Here is a 22,555-nt window from a genome sequence, read left to right on the forward strand (position 1 = left end):
CCGATTTTTTATGCCTTAAACTCAATTTGAAATGAAATTCCAGTTCAGCCTGAAGTATCTGCTTCTCACCGTATTTATTTTTCTTGCAGAAGTGTTGATTGCCACCAAACTAAGTGATATTTTCTTTGTGAGAGCTTATCTTGGGGATGTAATTGTGGTTATGCTTCTTTACACGTTTGTAAAAAGTTTCGTAAAAGTAAATGATCAGAAACTGATTATGGGAATTCTTATTTTTTCATGGATGGTAGAATTTGCACAGTATTTCAATATTGCAGAAAAACTAGGCTTCCGTCCTGGAAGCCTGATGTATATTGTCATTGGAAATTCTTTCTCATGGATAGATAATCTTTGCTATGCTGTAGGCTGTCTGTTGCTCTATATTTTCGTAAAGATCACAAACCGTGATGGTTTAACTCCTACTCCTACTCCCTAATCCCAGCCATCTAAAAACCTTCTCTATCTTCCAAAACTGTCATATTTATCTTCCGCATATTTGGTAAAACGGTTCAGTAAAGCCACATTTTCCTTTTCCATAGGCGAAAGATCATTATCTACATTGCTCGAAACAGGAATATACCAGTCTGTTTGCTCAAAGAAATTTCTGTAAGTTTCTTTTTTGAAGGAATAGCCATGTCTTGCAAATACTGAATTTTTGATGATCTCAAGATCCAGTTTTCTTAAGTTTTTAAGATCCTTTTCTGTCAGTTTCTGCTTGGAAGCATTCAGTTTGAAAATGGCTTCAGATGCGATACGGTTTTTAGAGGTTTTATAGCTTTCTGTTTTTCCGGTTTCTTCATCGGTGTATTTTTCAGTAAATTCTTTTGGATTTGACCAGTCTACAAGGTCAGAATCCTTATCCAGCATAAAATTCGGGTTATAGACAAACTCTTTTTTAATAAGTTTAAGCGTTTTTGAAGGTGCTTTAACCATTGTTTTATCAAAAGCATTCCACTTTCCGGTTAAGCTGTCTCCCTTTAATTTTACTTCAAATCTTCCGTCTGTTTTGTCATTGCCCGGTTCATCAAGCACAAAAGACGTTGTAGCCTCATTGAAAACACCTCTGAACGGGTGCTGATTCCCATTCATGATACTTTGTCCGTAAACACTGTCTTTGGTGATCCTGTTGATCTTTAAAGAAATTCTTTTGTAGTTACTGACATCATATTCTGAGCCATCTGTCTGATCAACCACCTTTTCCATTCCGGCAAATTCGCCGGTATAAATTCCGTAATATTCCTGGTGAACTTCAGGGACTACCGCAGAATCCTTCTTTGCAGCCAGAGAATCTTTTCCTGATTCAGTAATCTTTCCTTCTTTTTTGCAGCTTAACATAGCAACTGTAAGCAGGGAAATCAGTGTGTAATTTACAATTTTCATAGATGTTTTTTTGTGATTAAATATTCAATAATAAGGATGTTGGGAATCCAGCCCAGCCATGCAATGATCTGATAGACATCCATAGGATTGGGATGAAATAAATATACAATAATTACCTTCCACATTCTCAGGGTAATAGCAGATAAAGTAAAAGCAAAGCTACGCCACATCCATTGTTTGTGTTCTTTAAACCTTTTCTGTCTTGCCAGCTGATAGGCTTTCAATGTTGAAAACCACCATAAAAAGCCTAAAATAATAAAGGAAATCTTTGAAAAAAGGCCTCCGTTGGCAAAAATTCCCATATAAATTCCTGAAGGCGCTGCAAAAATCAGGATGAGAAAAGTATATAGTTTTCCCATATTCCTGTGGAAATTATTGACGCCAAAATTCCTTCTGAGTAGAGCCAGAAAACCTGAAAAAAGCACAAAGATGCTCGTATAAACATGGGTATAGAAAAAATAAAGATATTCCGGTCTTTCCGATACTTCTGTCTGTTTAATCATCAGAAAGCTGACTTCAGGATTAAAAGGAATATATTCTAAGGTGATTTTCAGCATCAGCCAAAAGAAATATGCAAATCCAAGAACTAAAAGGATTTTAAAGAAAACTGCAGTATTTCTTTTGGCGGATAACATTGTCCGTTATTCAAAGTTTATATTAAGAGGAAAAGTATAATAGCTGCGGACAATTATGCCATTAGATTTTGCTGGTTTCCATTGGGCTTTCAAAGACTTTAAAGCTCTTTCTGTTTCTTTATTGAAATCGGCATTATCTCCGGTTACTATGATGTCATCTATTTTACCTTCAACATTAACTGTAAACTTTGCCCTCGCAGTGATTATACCTTTCCCTTTTATTTTTCTCGTCCTTATTTTGTCAGCAATATCTTTTCGAAGTGCCATCAGTCCTCCGGGATATTCTGCAGATTTTATGTCTTTTGACAAAACAGGCTCTTCAGACTGATCTTTAGCTGGTAAAATTTCAGTTTCCTTTACCTGAGAAAATGCGAGCCCAAATCCAAGGCACAACGCGAAGGTTACTATTTTTTTCATGGTTTATTTTGTATTCAGATTATTTATTTTCAAAGAAATCAATGACTAATTCATTGAATAATTCCGGTTTTTCTTCGGGAACATAATGATTGGCATTGGGGATAATGGCTAATTGTCCTTTGGGGATAGATTCTGCGATTTTTACCGTATGTTCTGTTTTTATAAGATCATTATCACCAGCAATGATTAATGATGGACACTGAATTTTATTCAGGTCTTCATACTTCCATTGAGGGTACTTCAAATCCAGATTCAGAAGATCAATAAAGATGTCATTTTTATGGTCTTTGTTCTCTTTAGTAAGGCTTACAAGCATTTCTTTCATGGATTTTAAATCATGATCTTTGACTCCTTCCGGAAAAATATTGGCTCCTGAACAGGCAATTTTGTCTACCATTTCCGGATATTTCATGGCCATAGACAGTGCGAGAATTCCTCCGTCACTCCAGCCTAGAATTTTTGTTTTTTTGATGTTCAGCTTTTCTAAAAACTGCTTAATATCCTCTGTCTGAATATCGAAGGTAAGTTCCTTCGTTTTGTCATAAGTAGATCTTCCTCTTTCACGGCAATCTATAATGATCACTTTATATTTTTTAGCAAAGGTGTCTTTTTGGTTCATAAAGGCACTGATAGATTGGCCATTACCATGAAGCATAAGAACCGGCTCACCTTCTCCATAGGTTTCATAATATAATTTGATGCCGTTAACATCCATAAATTTTCCTTCCGGCATTGTTCCGATAATACCACGACCTTTAATCAACAAAGATTTGTTACCACTGAATGGTTGATAATCCGAAGTTTCAATGGTAAAATGCTTTACGTGCTTTATTTTCTGAGAATGGATTCCTTCAAACCAGCCACCTGATGTAATATCTTTCTCAAAACCTGAATTTTCCAAAGGGATTTCAATCCACTTTTTTGACTTTCCATCATTGACTTCCAGCTTAAAATCGTCAAAATAAAAATCCCCGTTGTTTTGAGCAAATGCTCCGATAGTCATGGTCTTCGCAGATGGATTGATGGTTCCTTTTATTTCGTAGGTTTTCCATTCACGGGTTACCTGGATTCCATAATATTGATTTTCAAAGAAACTGGTAGACTCATCTTTATTATTTATTCTGCACCATAACCCACAATTGGAGCCATTATCCTCATTCTCTTTTCTGATTTTTGCCGTTATACGGAAGTTCCAATTCTGTTTATGCTCTATATTGACAGCTTGTGTGAATGATGTCCAGTCAGAGACGATTGTTTTTTCCTGGCTGTGTCCTAAAAAGAACCATAGTAAAAGAAAGAAACCGAAATTTTTTTTCATGTATTTAGTTTTTATTAAAAGTAATCATTTTTTACAAGCTGTTAAGATCCTGTGCAATCAGCCATCCTTCACTCCAGCATGCCTGGAAATTGAATCCTCCGGTCACGGCGTCAATATTCAGAACTTCTCCGGCAATATAGAAATTAGGAAGTAATTTGGAAGACATGTTTTTAAAGTTAATTTCCTTTAAATCAACACCTCCAGCTGTTACAAACTCATCTTTGAAAGTAGATTTTCCGGTCACCTGAAACTTTTTTCGGCAAAGGTTTTCTAGGATTTTCTGCATCTCTTTTCCGGAAATATTAGCCACCTGTTTGTTGAGATCGACCTTTGAAATTTCTAAGATTTTCTGCCAGAATCTGTTGGTAATATCAAAGATCTTTGATTGTCCGATGGTTTTTTTAGGGTTGCTTTGCTTGAAATTATGGAATACTTCTTCTGCTTCATCCATTTCTATGGAAATGAAATTCACTTCAATTTCAAAGTTGTATTTAAGTTTTGCCAGACTGATGGCTTCCCACGCAGATATTTTCAGAACAGCAGGTCCGGAAAGTCCCCAGTGCGTAATAAGCAAAGGCCCGCTTTCTTCCGTTTTAAGTTTAGGAATAGAAATTCCGGCATTTTCAAAGCTTGTTCCAGGAAGGTCTTTCAGCAATTCATCTTTAATATTGAAGGTGAAAAGGGAAGGCACAAGGTCTACAATCTTATGCCCCAGATTTTCGACAATTTTCAATGATTTTGGAGAACTTCCGGTCGTATAAACGATATAATCTGCTTCAAAATCTCCAGAATTGGTCTTTACAATATATTTTTCGTCCTGTTTTTCAATCTCTTTTACCGTACATTTTGTCTGCACCGTGACATTTTTCTTTTGAGTTTCATTCAGAAAAGTATTGATGATGGTCTGGGAAGAGTTGCTTTCAGGAAAAGTTCTGTTATCATTTTCAATTTTTAAAGGAACATTACGCTGGTCAAACCATTCCATTGTATCACCAGGCTGAAATTTAGTAAATACACTTAGTAATTCCTTGTTTCCACGGGGATAAAACTGCACCAGTTCTCTTGGATCAAAGCATGCGTGAGTAACATTGCAGCGTCCGCCTCCGGAAATTTTAACTTTCTGAAGGACATCTGAGTTCTGTTCTAAAATTGTAATTGTATATTTCTTTTCGTCAAGATTAGATGCGCAGAAAAAGCCTGCAGCACCGCCTCCGATAATAATGATCTGTTTCATGTATGGGTAATCCTATGCGGAAGATTATTTTTTCAAAAGTACAATTTTTATAAACCATCTTATTTGAGTATTTTTGAAGATTATAATTTTAATTATATCAAAAACGATTTTCATATGATTTTCTACCATAAATTTGAAGTAAGATGGAGCGACCTTGATGCCAATAAGCACCTGGCCAATTCATCATATGTGCAATATTGTGCACAGGCCAGAATGGCTTTTATGACTAAAGAGAAAATGGGGGTTACCCAGCTGAGCAGATGGGGAATCGGCCCGGTGATCCTGCATGAAAGATATTCTTTCTTCAAAGAGATCTATGCAGATCAGACGGTAATCGTAAGTGTGGAAATAGACGGATGTGCAGAAGACTCTTCCATCTATCGTTTCGTACACAAATTCTATACACCGGACGGAATGCACTGTGCTACGGCAGAAGCTACAGGCGTATGGATTGATATGATGCTTAGAAAAATGACCACTCCGCCGGATGATGTAGTGGAAGCAATGAATAAATATAAAACCGCGGACACTGTTGTATTATCGAAAGAAGATTTCAAAAAGTTTCCTTTCCACCCACACAATATTGACCCGGCTGAAATTAATATATAAATGATGAATGATGGTTGATACAGAATGAAAATCTGTATTCAGGAATATCAATTATCATTTATCAACCATCACTTATAAAAAGAAATTTATGTTTGAAGATAAATCACAGGAGCTGACGCCCATTTCAAAATTAGGAGAATTTGGTCTTATTAAACATTTGACAGAGTATTTTCCGTTATCCAATGAATCTTCAGAGCTTGGAGTAGGAGATGATGCAGCAGTTATTAATCCTGATAACAAAAAAGTAGTTCTTACAACAGATGTATTGGCGGAGGGTGTACACTTTAATTTAGGATATGTTCCCTTAAAGCATTTAGGCTATAAAGCGGTAGTGGTAAACCTGAGCGATATTGCAGCAATGAATGCAACACCTACACAGATATTGGTTTCCCTTGCGGTGTCCAATCGTTTTCCAGTGGAAGCATTAGAAGAAATCTATTCAGGAATTCAGGCAGCATGTGGAAGATATAAGGTTGACCTTATCGGAGGAGATACAACAAGTTCTAATTCGGGTCTTGTAATGAGTATTACCGCTGTAGGAATTGAAAATGAAGAAAACATCGTAAAAAGAAGTGGTGCAAAACCAAATGATCTTCTTGTTGTAACAGGAGATTTAGGTGGAGCCTATATGGGCTTACAGATTCTGGAAAGAGAACATGCTGTGTACCTTGCTAATCCGAATATGCAGCCAGAAATGGAGGGCTATGATTATATCCTTGAAAGACAGCTGAAGCCTGAAGCAAGAACAGACGTTAAAAAGATTCTGGAAGAACTGGATATTAAACCAACTTCTATGATTGATATTTCAGATGGTCTGGCTTCCGAAATCCTTCACCTTTCAGATCAATCCAATGTTGGATTCAGATTGTACGAGGAAAAAATTCCGTTAGACAATCTTACGATCTCTACAGCAGATGAAATGAACTTAAATCCTGTAATGACAGCTTTAAGTGGTGGTGAAGATTATGAATTGCTATTCACAATTTCATCTGGAGACTTTGATAAAATTAAAAATCACCCTGACTTTACCATTATTGGGCATGCCGTAGAAAAAGAAGAAGGAAACTTTATGGTAGCCAGAGGATCAAACCAATTGGTTGCTCTGACCGCTCAGGGATGGGATGCTTTTTTAAGCCAATAAAATCGAAAAATTATATTTAATTTTAAATATTGTAAGAAAACCGTAGTATTTTTTGCTGCGGTTTTCGCTTTCTCTGATTAAATACATTAGCAATGAATTCATCTGAAAAAAATATTCCTGTTCATAATCTGATGTCTGAAGAATTTCAGGTCAACACTTTAGAAAATGGACATCCGGAGAACTTCGAGGATATTCATCGGCATAATTTTTTTGAGATTATCTGGTTCAAAGAAGTACATACAGATAGCCGTCTTGAACTGGATTTTGAAAGCTATACCGTAAAAAATAATCAGCTCTGTATTATCGTTCCCGGTCAGGTTTTTAATATGAAACTCCGTGATGAAAAAGGTTATGTGCTGGCCATAAGCAAAGAAATTTTCAAAGAAGCCTGTGATACGGAAGTGGTCTTGGCCAACGGAGCAAGACCTTTCTTTTTGGATGCAGAAAGCAGTGAAACCGGAAATATGCTTATTTCAATGATTAAAAGAGAATATCTGGGATCCGGGCGTGTTGAAATTTTAAAAGCTTATCTGAGAGCCTTCTGCCTGATCATTACAGATCAGATTACGATGCAGAATACTGCTGAAGATGAAAAACCGAGGATTCAGCAACTTGCAGCCTTGATAGAAGAGTATTATATCACAGAGAAAAATACAGACTTTTATGCTGAACAGCTCAAAATAAGTGCCCATCACCTCAATGACATTGTCCGGCTTTCAAGAGGAACGACAGTGAAAAAAATGATTGCGCAGAGACTTATTCTGGAAGCCAAAAGAGAGCTTAGTTTTGGCGCTTTAACGGTAAAGGAGATTGCTTTTAAACTAGGTTTTAGCGATGCTTCTTACTTTTCCCGGTTTTTTAAAAAGCATACCCGGCAGAATCCGGAAGGATTCAGGCCTGGAAAAGGTTAATCCTCAGAATGTTCCTTTGTTTTTTATTTTAAATAAATAATCCGGGGGTAATCAGATAGGGTAATCCTCAGTTTGTGCTATCCTTCCTTCAGTTCTTTTATTGAAAAACGATACTTTTTACAGCAATTTTGCAGCTGAAAAAATCGCCTGAGAAGGCTTATTGTTATTTATGAAGAAGAATTTGAACATCGTAGTGTTTATTCTCGCACTACTCAACACGTTAGAGTCGTTAAGTATAGACCTTTATCTTCCCGCTTTCCCAAATATGGCGAAGATTTTTAATACCGATATCGGACACATTCAGGTATCCATTTCTGTGTTTTTTGCCGGATTTGCTTTCGGGCAGCTGTTATGGGGACCTTTATCAGACAAAAAAGGAAGAAAACCCATGTTGTATTGCGGACTTTTGCTTTTTATCATAGGAGCTACAGCTATCTACTTTACCTCCGATATTTATGTATTATGGGGCATGCGTTTCCTACAGGCATTCGGAGGAAGTGCCGGAATTGTTATCGGAAGGGCAATTATTATTGATCTCTATGATAAGCATAAGGCTGTCACTATCTTTTCACAGCAGTCGCAGATCAGTGGTATTGCCCCGATTGTAGCTCCGTTACTGGGAAGTGTATTCCTTAAATTCTGGGGATGGAACAGTTCTTTTGCCTTTTTATGCATCATGGGGCTGATTACCTTTTTCATGGTCTACAAGTATGTGCCGGAAACCAATACCAGAATTCATCTTTCCGATGATGAGATGTTGAATGAAAAAGGACTAAAAGATCAGCTGAAAATGATCATTTCCAACAGGGACTTTATCAACAGCACCCTGGTAGGAAGTATTGCCTTTGCTTCTTTGATTATTTATATCTCCAATGCACCGTTTTTATTCATGGAGATCCATGGATTTTCGAGTGGTACATTTAGCTTTATATTTGCTTTTAACTCACTGGCATTGATAACAGCCGCTTATATTACGCCTAAACTGATCAAAAGAATAAGCAATTCAACACTTTTATTTGCTGCTACAATTGTTTTGTTGGTGGTATGTACCCTTCATATTCTGATTGCAGCTGAAAATCTTTCTGTAGCCTTAGAAATTGCTATGTTGTATCTGTCATTACTGGCTATTGGTATTTTGTTTCCTATTACATCAGCTCATGCTTTGTCTCCATTCAAAGAAGGCAGAGGAACAGCTGCGGCACTGCTTGGTTTTATGCAGTTGATGGTAACTTTCTTACTATCAGGTTTGATAGGATTCTTAGAAGCAGATTCTATCATTCCTATGGTGGTAACACGTTCAGCAATGGCATTGATTGCAGTGTGGTACGGATACCGGATTTTTAAAACTCAAAAAAGAGAAAGCTTAAACACCAGTTCTAATCCGGAAATTGATCCTGTTATTTAATCCGGTTGTCATACAATCCGGGCACTTAATCAAGTAATTTTTGTAAAAAATAGTCAAAGGGTTCTCTTTGCATAAAATTTAAATATGAAAAGAACCCTTTCGACAGCTTTATGCTGTATATTGCCATTAGGATATGGGGTAAGTGCACAGTCCGGGCTTTCCGCAGAGCTTAAAACCGAATATATTCCTGCATCCAATTACATCCGTCCGGAAGATAGTACAAAGACCAGTTCTAAAAGTGATTTTAAAAGAGTCGATCTGAATCTAAGTATTCCGTTATCTGTAAAAAAAGATACTGACGGGAAGGTAAGGTCGTGGTCTATGCTATTAAGTGGCTCTTATGCAAAGATGACGCATAAAAATTACGAAACTCAGTTGTTTCCTGATCAGATGCTGAATGCACAGGCCGGAATACAGCATATGAGACCTTTAGGTAAAAAGTGGAGTATGATGATGACGGCATCGGTAGGAGTATATACCGACCTTGAGAAAATAGATTTCGATGATGTACTTGGACAGGGTGGAATTTTATTTATCAGACATTTTAATCCTAACCTTTCATTGGGAGCCGGTCCGGTGCTTACTACTGCTTTTGGTGTTCCTATGATTTTGCCCTGGATTTATTTCGATTGGAAAACAAACGGAAAAGTTAAGTTTAAGATCAATTTCCCGGAAGGGATGGAAGCCGGATATCTTTTTTCAGATAAATTTACTTTAAAGGCTGTTGTAGAACTGAATGGAATGACTGCCGAAAGAAATATAAACGGAAAATCGATGTTGCTAGGATATCAGCAGATCACTGCAGGACTCAGACCGGAATTAAAAATTAACGACCGGCTTACTTTGCGCCTCACCGGCGGAACTGCCATATTGAGGAGCTTCAGCGAAAATGACCGCAAAATCAGCAGTATTTTCAGAGACAAGAAGATAGCAGATCCCAGATTTTCAAGCACATTTTATGCAGCATTATCACTACGCTGGAATCTCCCATAAAAAATGCCGGAAGCCTGGAGTTATTAAATTCCCTGCTTCCGGCTTCTTTCTTCTATTTACTGATTAATTTCTTATAAACAACCTGATTAAGCAGTTCTTCCTTTCGGATACGGGATATCGGAAGCTCAATTTTATTAATGAAAAGACGTCCTCCCGAAATCATATCAATATGGGTAATATTGATGAGGTAGGATTTATGAATCCTGAAAAAATGATCTGAAGGAAGAGATTCTTCAATAGCTTTCATGGTCTGATGAATAATCAGTGATTTATCTTTAAAATGAAGCTTGGTGTAGTTTTGCATACTTTCAATGTAAAGAATGTCTACCCAAGAAATTTTAATGAAAGTATCAGATTGCCTTACATACAGAAAAGGATCATCCAGCGAAGTATTTTTTTTCCGCTTTTCACTGATGATAAATTGCTGCTGAGCCTTATTTACCGCCTGATAAAACCGGTTGAAGGCAATGGGTTTTAACAGATAATCTACCACCTGAAGACGAAATCCTTCCAGCGCATATTCAGAATAAGCAGTAGTGAGAATACATAAAGGAGGATTCTCAAGCTGTTCCAGAAATTCAAGGCCCGTAAGATAAGGCATGTTGATATCCAGGAAGAGAAGGTCTATTTCACTCTCCTTTACCTTTGCGTCGGCTTCCAATGCTGTTGCGCATGTTCCTTCAACCGATACAAAATCAATCTGACCGGCCAGTTCTTTAAGATGGAATCTAGCGAGAGGCTCATCATCAATAATAAGGCATTTCATTTTAGGAATATTAGAGCTCATAACTGTCAGATAGTGTTAGTATTAATGTTATTCTAAAGATGTGATTATCGGATTCTATATTCAGATCATGGGCGTCCGGATATTGTAATTTCAACCGTTTTTTTACATTTTGAAGACCAATTCCACCCGTTCCGTCTTTCTTTTTATAGGTTGCCATATCCGAATAAGAATTTTCGACATAAAAATAAAGACTGTTATTCTTTTCTTTGCAGGAGATTTTCACATAACCTTTATGTCCCGGTAGCCTGCAAACGTATTTAAATGCATTTTCTATGAAAGGAACCAAAAGTAAAGGAGCAATAGAAGCTTTTCTGTTATTGATCTGCCATTGGGCTTTTACGTCCAGCTCATTTCCCCACCTCAGTTTTTCTACCTCAACAAGGTTTTGGAGATACTCAATCTCTTTATCCAAAGGTACCAGTGGCTGATTGCAATGGTACAGCTGATACCGGAGAATATCCGAAAATTTCATAAGCAAAAAATCAGCAAGCTGGGTGTCCGTTTTCATCAGAATATGAATATGATTCAGGATATTAAATACCACATGAGGATTGATCTGGTCCTGTAAAAGCTTGAGCTGGTTTTCCAGATGCGCCTGCTGAAGGAGAATATGATCCCGCTCTATTCTTCCGTGTTCATTATAAAATTTTACACCACACGCTGCTCCGTTGATAAGAAATGAGGCAGGCAGAGACATATAAAACCCCTTCCACAAAAAAGGTAGCTGATCTGTGAAGTTTTCAGGAAGCTGATCTTTGGGCTCCACTTCAAGATACGTGAATATAACGGAGAAAACCAAACTAAGCATGAAAATAACCATTACCAGCTGTATCAGGAACAGTTTCATTTTCTTTTCCCGAAGTGCTTTCGGAAGAAGCTTATTGGTTAAAAAGTGAGTAAATGTAAACGAAAATGCCGCAATGATCGCAGCCTGGGTCATCGCAAGATAACTTTCTGTTGTACTCTGGAAATTAAACCACAATACAATCGCTAATACAAGCCAGAAAATAAAAGTAAATATGTATTCTTTTACAATAAAAGATTTTGTCATGGAATTGGAAATAGGTTGATAAAAAAATTAGAAACTGCAGGGAAAACAGTTTCTAATGGTAAAGATAATTTAAGTTTCTTAGAACAGGAAATAACCTATTCCAAGGGAAAAACTGTGGGGTTTGGACTTAAACTCTTTACTGATGCTCGTAAGACCCGTCTCATATCTCAGATCTACCGTGAAGTTCTTATAATCTAATCCTACACCTCCTGTAACGCCAATATTGGATTTGTCAAACTTTTTAAACCCTTCCTGAATGGCCTGAGAGGCAGATACTTTATTGTTGAAAGCATAGCTGTAAACACCTCCGGCAAATACTCTCACATTAAAGTCATCTGCTTTAATCAGTTTATATCCTACTACCACAGGAATATCTATAGCGTTCCATGAAAGTTTTGAAGAGCTTCCGTCTTGGGATTGGTATGATGTTTTTCTTTTGTTGAACAGAGCTTCTCCCTGCACATACAGTTTTCCGATATCCATTCTTGTCATTACACCTGCCTGATAACCGAATCCGTATTTCCCTTCTAAAGAAGATTCCGTGGAGGTTTTTGTAAAGTTTGCCCCTCCCTTTACCCCAATGTGAAAAGCCGGAGTCTGTTGTGCTTTAGTTTCCATGCTGCAAAAAATGCATAATAGCAATGCAGTTAAAGCGAAAAATTGCTGCTTCATAATTTAATTATTGTTAAAAATCTGATGCAAAACAACAACTATGGCGGATGAAATTAAATTTTATTTGATGAATGGCAGAGATGCTTTGATAAGGATCTTTTTTAAGGTGAAAAATAAAACCGGAAGCAGAAATACTTCCGGTTTTTATTAGTTGATTTTAATAAGGCTGTTCCTCACAAATAGAAGGAGGAGTACATCCACCTCCGCCAGGATTTCCACCGCCACCTACTGCAATGCATTGTCCCGGATTTCCGTCTTCATACATTTCACAGGCGTATCCCCATGCGCATTGACAGTCGTCCTGACAATTGTAAGAGTTGCCTCCCATATGACAGCCATCTATGCCGCTGCCCAGAATTGCAGATAAGTCTTTTCTCAAAAGTTTTTTCATTGTTTTCATGATAATTGGTATTAAATGTTATTGTTGACAATTGTACATCCTTGTAAATATAATAAAATTGTCTTAATGTGTTGTAAATGAATTTTATGTGGAGCTTTTATATAAAGAAAAGCCACTCTGAAAGTGGCTTTTTATGATGAATAAGAAAAAGAGTATTTAGAAATTAAATTCCTTCTGGTACAGTATACGTTCTTTTTGGAAAAGAGGAATGGTTCCTTCATATCGTAAAGGAGCAATTCCAAAGCCGTAGAACATATCCGCCTGGATTTTACCTTTTACTGTAATCACTCCTTTTCTTGCAGGAACAAGTGTTAATCCTAAAGATGAAAGGGCAGAGGCTCTTCCTTTCAACCCTGAGTTAGCAATAGGAATGGTAAGGAACATTAATCCTACAGCTCCTTTTGCTTCTAAACCACCTTCAGCAGATAAATTTCCCTCTGCAAGAGTAATAGCAGATTCTGATTTCTTTTGAAGATTAATGTTAATCTCCGGAGTTTTGCTTACTAAAAAGTTAGCATTTCCTTCAAGATCCAAAAGCTTTGCCTGTACTTTTCCTGTAGCCTGTACTCCCACAAAAGGTCCGGCAGATAGGGTAGGGCTTAAGATCAGTCCTGTAGGTCCCAAAACAATAGGAACGATAGGAATATTTAGATAGTCTGTAGTACTTGCGGTGTAGCCCAGGCTTCCTACAATAGTTGCCGTACTCTGAAGTTTGATATCATCCATGATGAGGTTGACATAGAAGTTAGACAAATGTCCCCATGAGAATGTGATATTATAATCAATCTTTGGTGTAAATCCTCCTTGTACATTTACACTGGATGTTCCGGCTGAAGTTAGAGGAAAGGAATACGTTTTATTAAAATTATAACGGTTGAAAGTAATTAATTTCTGATTTTGAAGGTTTTTAGCTTCAATAGAATGTATTCTTTGATTGATCTGCTCAGAAACCATCCCTTCTACAGGAATATAATTCACCATTCTTCCATCAATATTGACGGGAGCTTTACCGGATGGATCATACACACCGCTCAGGGTTCCGCTGTAGATAAATTCTTCAAGCTTCGCACTGGAAGTCTGTACTGTAAATTGGTTGTTCAATTTTGAGACAGAACTTACTTTTGAAAGAATGGTGTTCACTTGATCTCCTTCTATTTTAGTCCCTACAATAACTGTTCCCACGGAGATGCTATCCGTTTGCGGTGTCATACGGCTAAATGTAATTTCTCCTTCATTGTGAGTTGAAATGGCATTTACTGATTCATCATTCAGAATAATAACATTCTTCTGTAAAGTGAGATTTCCCAAAGTCTTCATTGGGGTAGACTCTGCAGGTTTTTCAACAGGAGCATCCGCCGGATCATCCTGAGAACAAGACGTTAAAAGAAACAAACAGAAAAAAGAAAATAGAAAGGAAAAGTAAAAATTTCTGTTGATTTTAAAGTGGTTGGATTTCATTTTCATATAAAGTGATTTTAAGGTTTAATCAAAATTAAGTGAATTATTTAAAACTTACAAAAGAATTGTGTTAAATTAATATCAACAACATAATGATCTTTGATTATGTTTTTATTATATGAAAAATAAAAACCCGCTATCATCATAGCGGGTTCTATATATTATTTTTTAAAGGACATTGTTAAAGGAACGGAAACATTTGAAGAGACCGGTTTCCCTTTGTCTTCTGCAGGTTTCCACTTGCCCTTATCTTTAATCCGGTAAAAAGCGGCTTCAATGAATGCGTTTACATCTTCATTGTTTCCTTTTACATTGGGATCAAGAGCATTCCCTTTGGAATCTACAACAAAACTTATCGTTGCCTTGTAGGTTTCCGAAGAAAAGTTAAGAAAATCAAGATTTACAGCTTCATATAAAAGTTTTTGAAAAGCGGTTTTTCCTTTATCGTATTCTGCTTCCTTACTCACTTTTGTTTTTACAGGAGGATCTGCGTTGATCATTTTCTGATCCTCAAGAGAAGCTTTATCCAAAGCGGTCTTGTAAGCTGTTATTTTATCCTCTGTCAAAAGCCATTCTTTCTTGGTTCTTAAATCATTAGGCTTAGGATATTTATTATACAGAGCCGTTTTCTTTCTTTCATAGCGTGAGTCTGCCCTCTGAAATTCAGAAACCTGGGCACTGCTGAAAATAAAAGTGAAAATGAATGCTGATGCTAAGACCTTTTTCATGATTATTAAGCTTTTACAATATTAATAATGACTTCAGTTGCTTTTTCCATGCTCTCCAAAGCTACATATTCGTAGGGTCCGTGGAAGTTGATTCCTCCTGCAAAGATATTCGGGCAGGGAAGTCCCATATAAGAAAGCTGAGCACCGTCTGTACCTCCTCTGATCGCTTTGATCTTAGGTTCTATACCTGCTTCAGTCATTGCTTTTGCAGCGAGGTCTACAATGTGCATTTTACCTTCAAACTGCTGTTTCATGTTTCTGTACTGCTCTTTAATCTCTACTTCAGCAGTTCCTTCCCCATGTTTTTGATTGAATTCAGCTACTTTTTCTTCCATGAATTTCTTTCTGGCTTCAAATTTATCTGCATCATGATCACGGATAATATATTGAAGTTTAGCCTCTGAAATATCAGCCGTAATATCCATTAAGTGATAGAACCCGTCAAAGCCTTTTGTTGTGGCAGGTGTTTCATTAGCAGGAAGCATTTGAGCAAATTCAGCCGCTAATAGAGCAGCATTGATCATTTTTCCGTAAGCATAACCGGGGTGAACACTTAATCCGTGGATTTTCACCACGGCTCCGGCCGCGTTAAAGTTCTCATATTCAAGTTCTCCAACTTCTCCGCCATCCATTGTATAAGCCCATTCTGCACCAAATTTAGCAACATCAAACTTATGAGCTCCTCTTCCGATTTCTTCGTCAGGAGTAAAGCCAATAGCAATTCTTCCATGTTTGATTTCCGGATGCGCGATAAGATATTCAGCAGCTGTTACAATCTCTGCACAGCCTGCTTTATCATCAGCACCAAGAAGCGTATTTCCGTCAGTAGTAATTAATGTCTGACCAACATATTTTTTTAAGCTTTCAAATCTTGAAGGAGATAGTGTGAATCCTGTTGCCTGGTTCAAAAGAAGATCGTTTCCATCATAGTTTTCCCAAACCTGAGGTTTTACATTTTCTCCGCTGAAATCAGGTGAAGTATCATAATGTGAAATAAATCCGATGGTAGGTCTGTCATCATTTTCGAGGTTAGAAGGAACATAGCCCATAATATAACCATTGCTGTCTATAGAAACATCTTCCAGACCGATGGTCTTAAGTTCTTCAGTAATATAGTTGGCAATATCCCACTGACGTTCAGTAGAAGGTGTAGTTTCACTTTCTGCATCACTGGTTGAATATATTTTTACATAGCTAAGAAAACGGTTCAGTAATTTTTCTTTCCACAAAGGGTTGAATTCTATTGTACTCATCAGATATCATAAATTTTAACAAAGTTAGCAAATTTGATGCTGAGAATACGTTATTTGCGATTTAATATCAATTATTGAAATTATGAATCAGATATAAATCTTTGAAAATCAAAATAGTGTTAGCTTTGTATATATAGTGTACCAAGTAGTTTAGTTTTATTATATTTGAGAAAATCAAAAAGTAAAAATGTTTCTTACCGAATGTCCTAGAGATGCAATGCAGGGATGGGGAGAATTTATCCCTACCGATAAAAAAATAGATTATATCAACTCCTTGATGGATGTTGGCTTTGATGTATTGGACTGCCTGAGTTTTGTTTCTCCTAAAGCGATTCCGCAGATGGCTGACTCTGATGAGGTGGCAAAAAATATCGACAAATCACGTTCCAAGACCAAAGTTTCTGCTATTATTGGTAATTACAGAGGAGCCGAAAAAGCATTAAAACACGAGTCAGTAGATATTCTGGGCTTTCCGTTCTCTATTTCTGAAACTTTTCAGCACAGAAATACGAATAAAAGTCAGGAAGAAGCTTTCGATGAAATCATTAAGATGCTTGAGCTGGTAAAAAGTGAAGGGAAACAGCTTAATATCTATTTCTCGATGGCTTTTGGAAATCCATATGGCGAAATGTGGAAGTGGGAGGATGTTGACCAATGGGCACAAAAGTTTTCGGACATCGGAGTAAAAGATATTTTATTATCAGATACTACCGGAGTGGCAACTCCTGAAACGATTGCTCTTTTGTTTGAAAAAATACCTTCAAAATATCCTGAAATTAATTTCGGGGGACACTTTCATAACCGTTATGAAGATTCTTATTCAAAATTAAAAGCGGCTTACGATCAAGGCTGCCGAAGATTTGATAGTGCCATCAAAGGAATCGGAGGATGTCCAATGGCTAAAGATGATCTTGTGGGAAATATGCCTACAGAACAGGTGATCAATTTTATGAGTGTGGAAAAAGCTGAACATAAGCTGAACCTTCTGAACTTTGAAAGTTCTTATAACAAGGCGAAGGATATTTTTCATTTTTAAGAAGAATAAATTTCTCGCAGATTCTGCAGATCCCACAGATAGAAAAGAAGATCTGCTTAATCAGTAGAATCTGCGAGAAAACTATCAATAGGAGCGGGCTTTAGCCCGCTTTACTATATTAAAATACATATGGCTTTAGCCAAAACATAATTAAATTAACCCAAAAATCAACAAAATGACTCCAATAATTTCGTCATCTGAACTCAAAAATATCCCTGCTGAAAATCTTATTATTCTTGATGCTAGAACCGGAAAAGATGTAAAGCAAAATTATCTTGAAAAACATATTCGCGGAGCAAGGTTCATTGATCTGGATAAAGATCTGGCTGAAATAGGAGAAAATGTAGCTTTCGGAGGCAGACATCCGCTTCCTTCCGTAGAAAAATTTGCAAAAACACTTTCAGATCTTGGGATTTCAGAGGGCGCTCATATTGTTGTGTATGATGATAAGAATTCTTCGAATGCAGCAGCAAGAGCATGGTGGATGCTGAGATCTTTCGGGTTGGAAAAAGTTCAGGTTCTTGATGGCGGAATGCAGGCAGCGGAAAAAGCAGGATTAGAATTTTCTTCCAGGGAAGAGAAATTTGATAAAGCAGCTTTAATTAAAAAAAATCACTGGAGTCTTCCGGTTTCGAGTCTGGAAGTAGTTGAAAATGAATTAACAAATGATTCTTCTACAGTTATTGATGTAAGAGATGCTTATCGTTATAAAGGAGAATCTGAGCCTATTGATTTGGTCGCCGGTCATATTCCGGGAGCGATTAATATTCCTTTTTCTGAAAACCTTGATGAAAGCGGAAATTTTCTGAGTCCGGAAATCTTAAAAGAAAAATACAGCAAGTTATTACAAGATAAGCCTGATCGTCTGATCATTCATTGTGGGTCAGGAGTTACTGCGTGTCATACAATTTTAGCCCTGGATTATGCAGGATTTCCCATTCCGGATCTGTATGTAGGTTCATGGAGTGAATGGAGCAGGAGAGAAGGCAAGGAAATCGCAAAAGATATTTAAAAATAAAAACCCCGAAAATACTTCTTCGGGGTTTTATATTTGTTAAGAGTGATTAAAGCATTCCCAGCTCAAACTTCGCCTCTTCGCTCATCATATCCTTATTCCAGCTCGGTTCGAAAGTAAGCTCTAAATCTACACTGTTTACATGCTCTACTTCAGCCACTTTATCTTTTACCTCCTGAGGAAGTGTTTCTGCAACCGGACAGTTGGGAGTAGTAAGTGTCATGATAATTTTTACGTCTGCATCATCGGAGATCTGGACATCGTAAATCAGCCCTAATTCGTAAATATCTACCGGAATTTCAGGGTCATATACGGTTTTTAATACACCAATGATTTCCTCACCAATGTCAGCAATTTGATCGTCTGTAAATTTCATTTTTTAATCTAGATTGATATTCCTTTTCAACAAATCTTCCTGACGCATGCGCCGGAAAATATTTGCCAAAGTTAAGACATCTTTTTCACAATAGTCAACAATTCTCTGCAAGTCTTTTTCTATGTAGTAAATTGATGAAACCATTGAGCCGTCAATATCATCTTTCGGAGTAGGAATACCAAAGACATGCGCCAGTAGTTCCAGCGATACAAAACTCTTATAGTCTCCGAATTTCCAAAGCTCCATTGTATCTATGTGGGGAACCTCCCATGGTTTTTTTCCAAACATCTGGAACGGTGCCGGTGGCTGCATTCCATTGATTAGATATCTTCTGGCAATCCAAGGAAAATCAAATTCTTTTCCGTTATGTGCACAGAGAATCACATTGTAAAGCCTTGGACTGTTGAAGATTTCTCCAAATTCCTGAAGCATTTTCTTTTCATCATGTCCGGAAAAGCTTTTTATTTTTAAGGTTTCATTCTTTTCAACCATTCCGATGGTGATGCAGATAATTTTTCCAAACTCGGCCATAATACCGGCCCTGTCATAAAACTCTTCTGCAGTCACATCTTCTTTTCTCTGGAATTTTGTTTTTTTATCCCACAGATATTGCTCTGTTTCGGATAAGTCGTTCCAGGAGCCTGCCTGTGGAACAGTCTCAATGTCAAGGAATAAAACTCTTTCTAACGGTATGTTCTGTATCATATGTGTTTTTGTTGGGTATCTATCCTACCTGCATTCCATTTTTTGTAGGTAACGAAGGGGTTAAAAGAGTAACATCGTTTTTGTCCTCTCCATATAATCCTAACACAAGACATTCGCTGAAGAAATTGGCAATCTGTTTTTTAGGAAAATTGACAACCGCTAAAATCTGTTTTCCTACAAGTTCTTCTTTTTCATAAAGAGAGGTAATTTGTGCAGATGATTTTCTGATTCCCAAGTCTCCAAAATCTATTTCCAGCTGATACGATGGATTTCTTGCTTTTTCAAAATCATTCACAGAAATTATCGTTCCGCATCTGATGTCTATTTTTTCAAAATCTGCCCAGGTGATCTCTGGTTTTACTGTCATGGTAATTCGTTTATTAAATGTTCTACTTCTGTTTTCTGTTCTGCATATTTTTGCTGCAATACTGAGCCTTCACCCATTCTTTTGTAGTATTCCAATGCTTTTCCTCCAAAGAATTTTTTATGAAAATCCGAAACTTCCGGGATCTGCGGGAAAACTTTGTGAAAAAGCATTTCATAATACGCCTGAAATTCTCTTTCGTTTTTGTCTTCAATAACTTGTCCGGGTGCTTTTTGTCTTACATGAAGCATTTCGTGGGCAACCATATTCAGAACAAGGTTCAGGTCAAAATCAAATAAATTTCGTGGGATCATTACGGTTTGGGGTCCTCCCAGGTCTCCTTCTGCCGTAAGAAGCATTGAAGTAGGAGATAGCTCTTCCCTGAAACCAAATCCCGCAAAGTTCTCATGTTCCAGCTCAAAAGAATGGATCAGATACTTGGCAGCATCCAGAATCTGGTTGTGTTCTTTATAAGCCTCAAGGTGTAAGTTGATCTGCTCGAAATTCATCTGAAGTATGTTTTAAACAAATGTATTAAAATATTGAGAATACTGCCTAAATCAGTCCGATATTTTAATCTGCATAAAAAAGTCCACCCCGAAAGGCAGACTTTGATTTAAACTAAAAAAATAAATTAAGGATGTTCATTTCTCGCTCTGATGACCAGATTGACTAAATCCGAGCCGCCACTTGCAAAATTATCGCTTGGATTATGCGCGCTTTGAGTAGCTACAGCATACGGAGAACCATCCCAATATCCCCAGAAAGGGCCTCCGCTTTGTCCAGGCCATATATCAGCTTTATGGCTCATGCTCTCGTTGTCATCAGCACTCCAGAAATCTCCATCCAGTGCGATACCTGTCTGGTAGGTAGGTCTTTGCGTTCCTGTAAGATCTCCCGGATAGCCTGCGTGAGTCCAGTAAGCACCTCCGTCCCATGAATCGGAATAGGATTTTGAACCTAACCAGCCTGTGCTGTTTCCGATTGGTCTGTCCAATACAATCACAACATAATCGTATTGAATTTCTGTAGAATCAATAGAAGGTCCTGCAACTTTATACTTGTAATACGTTAAAGTACCCCAGGCAGTTCCGTAAGGAGCGCTTCCGTTGTAATACATTGGGGTGAATTTCAGCCATCCTGTTGTATTATTAGGCTGCCAGTCTACAATGTGAGAGCAGGTAAGAAGGTGTCTCGGTCCGATCATCACACCGCTTCCAGAACCCAGAGAACTTTCTACTCTGCCGACACATCTCCATGGATAAGCTGTAGAATTGTATACTTTTCTCTGATCGACTCCAAAGATGGTTCTTGCATTTTCAGGAGTCAGGAAAGAATCTCTGTCAATGAATTTGGGTTTACGGTCTCTTTTCGGTTCAAGTTTTGGATTGTATTCAAAATCAGCATGGGTAGGGTAGAAATGGTCAGTTTCCAGAGCTCGGTTTTCTGCTGTTTTTTCATCCATCGGCATTCCTATTGTTTTCATTCCTTTAGGAAAAGTTCTTCCGTTAATGGTTTCCATAGCCGGAGCCAGCTTAAATAATTTTTCAATTACTTCTGGTTTTTCAGTTGATTTTGCTTTGACAGCTCTAAGTCTTGACACTTCTTCAGCGGTCATTGGATTGTTGTTTTCGGTTTTAGACATGATTATTATTTTTAATCTGGTATATTCCTACTCTTTTGATGGCTTTTCGGATTCCGCCGGTAATGGTTATTAGTTAAGTGAATATTTTTTGTGAAAATTCTGCAGTGATACTTTCTGTCTGGTTGATCTGGGCAGCTCCCATAGCCGCTAAGGCAATGGCAACCTGTTTATCAAGAGTTTTTCTTACAATATTACCGTTGGTAGCACGTAATATTTTACAGAAATGATACGTAAAATAGCCTCGTATCTGTCCGCTGATATTTCCTTCCATGGATACCTGATTGTCTTTTGCTGCAGCCCATAACGTATGATTCATTCCGGCAACAGGCACAAGCGCTTTAGTGAGAACGGTTGATTTTTTTGAACTTTTAGAAGTCTCCATTTCACTGGCGTAAGTGAGATAAAACTCATCCTCAAGCATTGGAGGGATATAGCGGGCTGTTTCGTTGAGAAGATCAGCTTCCAGCCCCAGATCCATCTTTCGGGTTCCCGTTCCCGAGTAACAGCAGTCGAAGATAACTTCCATATTTACTCCGGCTTTTAGCTTGCTGAGAACAGTTTTAAAATCATCATCCCGAATGACACCGTTATTGGCGTAATCATGCGGACAAATAGCTTCGTCCAAACCATCCAGTTCAAGATCCGATCCGATATTGGCCACTCTGGTTCCGTGTCCTGAATAATAAAAAACGAGAGAGTCTCCTTTTACGCTTGTGCTGATCATGGATTTCAGATAGTTCAATATATTCGCTCTTGTAGCATTCTGATTTGTCAGGATTTTAATCTTTGCGGGACTAAAACCACAGATCACCAATGTATTTGCCATGTCTCTAGCGTCATTTACACAGCCATTAAGATCCGGACCTCCGTATCCGATGGGTGCATAATCATTAATACCTACGATAAGTGCTTTTTTCATTGTATTAGTTTTGAAAATATTCCCTACTCTGTTTCGGCTTTTCGGGGGCTGCCTTTCTGTGTTTTTTCTATGACAAAATTCCATCATTCTTAAGGACAAAAACAGA

General features: G+C 37.6%; 26 protein-coding genes. 8 read left to right on the forward strand and 18 right to left on the reverse strand.

Going from position 1 to position 22,555, the window contains the following annotated elements:
- Positions 1 to 31 precede the first annotated feature (31 nt).
- Complete coding sequence (locus PZ898_RS15415) at positions 32 to 433, forward strand: DUF2809 domain-containing protein (protein WP_277693688.1); 402 nt, start codon at positions 32 to 34, stop codon at positions 431 to 433.
- Positions 434 to 456: 23 nt separating this feature from the next.
- Here PZ898_RS15415 and PZ898_RS15420 read toward each other — a convergent pair whose 3' ends face one another.
- Genes PZ898_RS15420 through PZ898_RS15440 form a run of 5 tightly spaced genes read right to left on the reverse strand, consistent with a single transcriptional unit; the run spans position 457 to position 4,981 of the window.
- Positions 457 to 1,377 (reverse strand): YARHG domain-containing protein, encoded by a 921-nt coding sequence (locus PZ898_RS15420; protein WP_277693689.1) that lies wholly within the window; start codon positions 1,375 to 1,377, stop codon positions 457 to 459.
- Positions 1,374 to 2,012: a DUF2306 domain-containing protein gene (locus tag PZ898_RS15425; protein ID WP_123278692.1), complete on the reverse strand. Its 639-nt coding sequence runs from the start codon at positions 2,010 to 2,012 to the stop codon at positions 1,374 to 1,376. Before PZ898_RS15425 ends, PZ898_RS15420 begins: the two co-directional genes overlap by 4 nt.
- A gap of 6 nt (positions 2,013 to 2,018) precedes the next feature.
- Complete coding sequence (locus tag PZ898_RS15430; RefSeq protein ID WP_277693690.1) at positions 2,019 to 2,429, reverse strand: hypothetical protein; 411 nt, start codon at positions 2,427 to 2,429, stop codon at positions 2,019 to 2,021.
- A 19-nt stretch (positions 2,430 to 2,448) separates the two neighbouring features.
- A complete protein-coding gene (locus tag PZ898_RS15435) occupies positions 2,449 to 3,747 on the reverse strand; it encodes an alpha/beta hydrolase (RefSeq protein WP_216443568.1) in 1,299 nt (432 codons plus the stop codon).
- Positions 3,748 to 3,778: 31 nt separating this feature from the next.
- Positions 3,779 to 4,981, reverse strand: a complete 1,203-nt coding sequence (locus tag PZ898_RS15440; protein WP_277693691.1) for an NAD(P)/FAD-dependent oxidoreductase — start codon at positions 4,979 to 4,981, stop codon at positions 3,779 to 3,781.
- Positions 4,982 to 5,095: 114 nt separating this feature from the next.
- On the opposite strand from PZ898_RS15440, the gene PZ898_RS15445 reads away from it, so the two are divergent.
- From PZ898_RS15445 to PZ898_RS15465, 5 genes are all read left to right on the forward strand, one after another.
- Positions 5,096 to 5,590 carry an acyl-CoA thioesterase gene (locus PZ898_RS15445; protein WP_062673764.1) on the forward strand — a complete coding sequence of 165 codons (495 nt, stop codon included), beginning with the start codon at positions 5,096 to 5,098 and terminating at the stop codon, positions 5,588 to 5,590.
- Between the two features lie 88 nt (positions 5,591 to 5,678).
- On the forward strand, positions 5,679 to 6,731 hold the full coding sequence (thiL, locus tag PZ898_RS15450; protein ID WP_062672952.1) for a thiamine-phosphate kinase: 1,053 nt from the start codon (positions 5,679 to 5,681) through the stop codon (positions 6,729 to 6,731).
- A gap of 92 nt (positions 6,732 to 6,823) precedes the next feature.
- Positions 6,824 to 7,642, forward strand: a complete 819-nt coding sequence (locus PZ898_RS15455) for a helix-turn-helix domain-containing protein (protein WP_062672954.1) — start codon at positions 6,824 to 6,826, stop codon at positions 7,640 to 7,642.
- A 169-nt stretch (positions 7,643 to 7,811) separates the two neighbouring features.
- Complete coding sequence (locus PZ898_RS15460) at positions 7,812 to 9,047, forward strand: multidrug effflux MFS transporter (RefSeq protein ID WP_277693692.1); 1,236 nt, start codon at positions 7,812 to 7,814, stop codon at positions 9,045 to 9,047.
- Between the two features lie 84 nt (positions 9,048 to 9,131).
- Positions 9,132 to 10,040 carry a DUF6268 family outer membrane beta-barrel protein gene (locus PZ898_RS15465; protein ID WP_062672958.1) on the forward strand — a complete coding sequence of 303 codons (909 nt, stop codon included), beginning with the start codon at positions 9,132 to 9,134 and terminating at the stop codon, positions 10,038 to 10,040.
- Between the two features lie 52 nt (positions 10,041 to 10,092).
- On the opposite strand, the gene PZ898_RS15470 is transcribed toward PZ898_RS15465, so the two are convergent.
- The 7 genes from PZ898_RS15470 to pepT all read right to left on the reverse strand — a co-directional run bounded on the left by PZ898_RS15470 (position 10,093) and on the right by pepT (position 16,389).
- A complete protein-coding gene (locus tag PZ898_RS15470) occupies positions 10,093 to 10,827 on the reverse strand; it encodes a LytTR family DNA-binding domain-containing protein (RefSeq protein ID WP_277693693.1) in 735 nt (244 codons plus the stop codon).
- A complete protein-coding gene (locus tag PZ898_RS15475) occupies positions 10,817 to 11,878 on the reverse strand; it encodes a histidine kinase (protein ID WP_277693694.1) in 1,062 nt (353 codons plus the stop codon). Before PZ898_RS15475 ends, PZ898_RS15470 begins: the two co-directional genes overlap by 11 nt.
- A gap of 78 nt (positions 11,879 to 11,956) precedes the next feature.
- Positions 11,957 to 12,550 carry a porin family protein gene (locus tag PZ898_RS15480; protein WP_120232370.1) on the reverse strand — a complete coding sequence of 198 codons (594 nt, stop codon included), beginning with the start codon at positions 12,548 to 12,550 and terminating at the stop codon, positions 11,957 to 11,959.
- 157 nt (positions 12,551 to 12,707) lie between these two features.
- A complete protein-coding gene (locus tag PZ898_RS15485; protein ID WP_047426682.1) occupies positions 12,708 to 12,950 on the reverse strand; it encodes a hypothetical protein in 243 nt (80 codons plus the stop codon).
- Between the two features lie 156 nt (positions 12,951 to 13,106).
- The gene (locus tag PZ898_RS15490) at positions 13,107 to 14,414 is read right to left on the reverse strand and encodes a hypothetical protein (RefSeq protein WP_277693695.1); all 1,308 of its coding nucleotides are present in this window, start codon (positions 14,412 to 14,414) and stop codon (positions 13,107 to 13,109) included.
- Between the two features lie 155 nt (positions 14,415 to 14,569).
- Positions 14,570 to 15,136 (reverse strand): hypothetical protein, encoded by a 567-nt coding sequence (locus PZ898_RS15495; RefSeq protein ID WP_277693696.1) that lies wholly within the window; start codon positions 15,134 to 15,136, stop codon positions 14,570 to 14,572.
- Positions 15,137 to 15,141: 5 nt separating this feature from the next.
- The gene (gene pepT / locus PZ898_RS15500; protein ID WP_277693697.1) at positions 15,142 to 16,389 is read right to left on the reverse strand and encodes a peptidase T; all 1,248 of its coding nucleotides are present in this window, start codon (positions 16,387 to 16,389) and stop codon (positions 15,142 to 15,144) included.
- Between the two features lie 187 nt (positions 16,390 to 16,576).
- Between pepT and PZ898_RS15505 the strand changes: the two genes are divergently transcribed.
- Together PZ898_RS15505 and PZ898_RS15510 are read left to right on the forward strand one after the other, a co-directional pair.
- Positions 16,577 to 17,425 (forward strand): hydroxymethylglutaryl-CoA lyase, encoded by an 849-nt coding sequence (locus PZ898_RS15505; RefSeq protein WP_062672973.1) that lies wholly within the window; start codon positions 16,577 to 16,579, stop codon positions 17,423 to 17,425.
- Positions 17,426 to 17,600: 175 nt separating this feature from the next.
- On the forward strand, positions 17,601 to 18,437 hold the full coding sequence (locus PZ898_RS15510; RefSeq protein ID WP_277693698.1) for a sulfurtransferase: 837 nt from the start codon (positions 17,601 to 17,603) through the stop codon (positions 18,435 to 18,437).
- Positions 18,438 to 18,489: 52 nt separating this feature from the next.
- Here the strand turns inward: PZ898_RS15510 and PZ898_RS15515 are convergent, their stop codons facing one another.
- The 6 genes from PZ898_RS15515 to PZ898_RS15540 all read right to left on the reverse strand — a co-directional run bounded on the left by PZ898_RS15515 (position 18,490) and on the right by PZ898_RS15540 (position 22,449).
- Entirely contained in the window at positions 18,490 to 18,816 is a 327-nt protein-coding gene (locus PZ898_RS15515) for an SUF system Fe-S cluster assembly protein (RefSeq protein WP_047422116.1), read from the reverse strand.
- 3 nt (positions 18,817 to 18,819) lie between these two features.
- Entirely contained in the window at positions 18,820 to 19,521 is a 702-nt protein-coding gene (locus tag PZ898_RS15520) for a 3'-5' exonuclease (protein WP_277693699.1), read from the reverse strand.
- 19 nt (positions 19,522 to 19,540) lie between these two features.
- Positions 19,541 to 19,888 carry a tRNA-binding protein gene (locus tag PZ898_RS15525; protein WP_277693700.1) on the reverse strand — a complete coding sequence of 116 codons (348 nt, stop codon included), beginning with the start codon at positions 19,886 to 19,888 and terminating at the stop codon, positions 19,541 to 19,543.
- On the reverse strand, positions 19,885 to 20,394 hold the full coding sequence (locus tag PZ898_RS15530) for a hypothetical protein (RefSeq protein WP_277693701.1): 510 nt from the start codon (positions 20,392 to 20,394) through the stop codon (positions 19,885 to 19,887). Before PZ898_RS15530 ends, PZ898_RS15525 begins: the two co-directional genes overlap by 4 nt.
- A gap of 125 nt (positions 20,395 to 20,519) precedes the next feature.
- Positions 20,520 to 21,530 carry a trypsin-like peptidase domain-containing protein gene (locus PZ898_RS15535; RefSeq protein ID WP_277693702.1) on the reverse strand — a complete coding sequence of 337 codons (1,011 nt, stop codon included), beginning with the start codon at positions 21,528 to 21,530 and terminating at the stop codon, positions 20,520 to 20,522.
- Between the two features lie 73 nt (positions 21,531 to 21,603).
- Positions 21,604 to 22,449, reverse strand: a complete 846-nt coding sequence (locus PZ898_RS15540; protein WP_277693703.1) for a caspase family protein — start codon at positions 22,447 to 22,449, stop codon at positions 21,604 to 21,606.
- Positions 22,450 to 22,555: the final 106 nt, after the last annotated feature.

The organism is Chryseobacterium sp. WX (assembly GCF_029542485.1).
Lineage (GTDB): Bacteria > Bacteroidota > Bacteroidia > Flavobacteriales > Weeksellaceae > Chryseobacterium > Chryseobacterium cucumeris.

Excerpts from the sequence above, each read along its gene's own strand:
- PZ898_RS15415 (WP_277693688.1), top strand. The coding sequence starts at position 32 with ATGAAATTCCAGTTCAGCCTGAAGTATCTGCTTCTCACCGTATTTATT.
- PZ898_RS15420 (WP_277693689.1), bottom strand. The coding sequence starts at position 1,377 with ATGAAAATTGTAAATTACACACTGATTTCCCTGCTTACAGTTGCTATG.
- PZ898_RS15425 (WP_123278692.1), bottom strand. The coding sequence starts at position 2,012 with ATGTTATCCGCCAAAAGAAATACTGCAGTTTTCTTTAAAATCCTTTTA.
- PZ898_RS15430 (WP_277693690.1), bottom strand. The coding sequence starts at position 2,429 with ATGAAAAAAATAGTAACCTTCGCGTTGTGCCTTGGATTTGGGCTCGCA.
- PZ898_RS15435 (WP_216443568.1), bottom strand. The coding sequence starts at position 3,747 with ATGAAAAAAAATTTCGGTTTCTTTCTTTTACTATGGTTCTTTTTAGGA.
- PZ898_RS15440 (WP_277693691.1), bottom strand. The coding sequence starts at position 4,981 with ATGAAACAGATCATTATTATCGGAGGCGGTGCTGCAGGCTTTTTCTGC.
- PZ898_RS15445 (WP_062673764.1), top strand. The coding sequence starts at position 5,096 with ATGATTTTCTACCATAAATTTGAAGTAAGATGGAGCGACCTTGATGCC.
- thiL (WP_062672952.1), top strand. The coding sequence starts at position 5,679 with ATGTTTGAAGATAAATCACAGGAGCTGACGCCCATTTCAAAATTAGGA.
- PZ898_RS15455 (WP_062672954.1), top strand. The coding sequence starts at position 6,824 with ATGAATTCATCTGAAAAAAATATTCCTGTTCATAATCTGATGTCTGAA.
- PZ898_RS15460 (WP_277693692.1), top strand. The coding sequence starts at position 7,812 with ATGAAGAAGAATTTGAACATCGTAGTGTTTATTCTCGCACTACTCAAC.
- PZ898_RS15465 (WP_062672958.1), top strand. The coding sequence starts at position 9,132 with ATGAAAAGAACCCTTTCGACAGCTTTATGCTGTATATTGCCATTAGGA.
- PZ898_RS15470 (WP_277693693.1), bottom strand. The coding sequence starts at position 10,827 with ATGAGCTCTAATATTCCTAAAATGAAATGCCTTATTATTGATGATGAG.
- PZ898_RS15475 (WP_277693694.1), bottom strand. The coding sequence starts at position 11,878 with ATGACAAAATCTTTTATTGTAAAAGAATACATATTTACTTTTATTTTC.
- PZ898_RS15480 (WP_120232370.1), bottom strand. The coding sequence starts at position 12,550 with ATGAAGCAGCAATTTTTCGCTTTAACTGCATTGCTATTATGCATTTTT.
- PZ898_RS15485 (WP_047426682.1), bottom strand. The coding sequence starts at position 12,950 with ATGAAAACAATGAAAAAACTTTTGAGAAAAGACTTATCTGCAATTCTG.
- PZ898_RS15490 (WP_277693695.1), bottom strand. The coding sequence starts at position 14,414 with ATGAAAATGAAATCCAACCACTTTAAAATCAACAGAAATTTTTACTTT.
- PZ898_RS15495 (WP_277693696.1), bottom strand. The coding sequence starts at position 15,136 with ATGAAAAAGGTCTTAGCATCAGCATTCATTTTCACTTTTATTTTCAGC.
- pepT (WP_277693697.1), bottom strand. The coding sequence starts at position 16,389 with ATGAGTACAATAGAATTCAACCCTTTGTGGAAAGAAAAATTACTGAAC.
- PZ898_RS15505 (WP_062672973.1), top strand. The coding sequence starts at position 16,577 with ATGTTTCTTACCGAATGTCCTAGAGATGCAATGCAGGGATGGGGAGAA.
- PZ898_RS15510 (WP_277693698.1), top strand. The coding sequence starts at position 17,601 with ATGACTCCAATAATTTCGTCATCTGAACTCAAAAATATCCCTGCTGAA.
- PZ898_RS15515 (WP_047422116.1), bottom strand. The coding sequence starts at position 18,816 with ATGAAATTTACAGACGATCAAATTGCTGACATTGGTGAGGAAATCATT.
- PZ898_RS15520 (WP_277693699.1), bottom strand. The coding sequence starts at position 19,521 with ATGATACAGAACATACCGTTAGAAAGAGTTTTATTCCTTGACATTGAG.
- PZ898_RS15525 (WP_277693700.1), bottom strand. The coding sequence starts at position 19,888 with ATGACAGTAAAACCAGAGATCACCTGGGCAGATTTTGAAAAAATAGAC.
- PZ898_RS15530 (WP_277693701.1), bottom strand. The coding sequence starts at position 20,394 with ATGAATTTCGAGCAGATCAACTTACACCTTGAGGCTTATAAAGAACAC.
- PZ898_RS15535 (WP_277693702.1), bottom strand. The coding sequence starts at position 21,530 with ATGTCTAAAACCGAAAACAACAATCCAATGACCGCTGAAGAAGTGTCA.
- PZ898_RS15540 (WP_277693703.1), bottom strand. The coding sequence starts at position 22,449 with ATGAAAAAAGCACTTATCGTAGGTATTAATGATTATGCACCCATCGGA.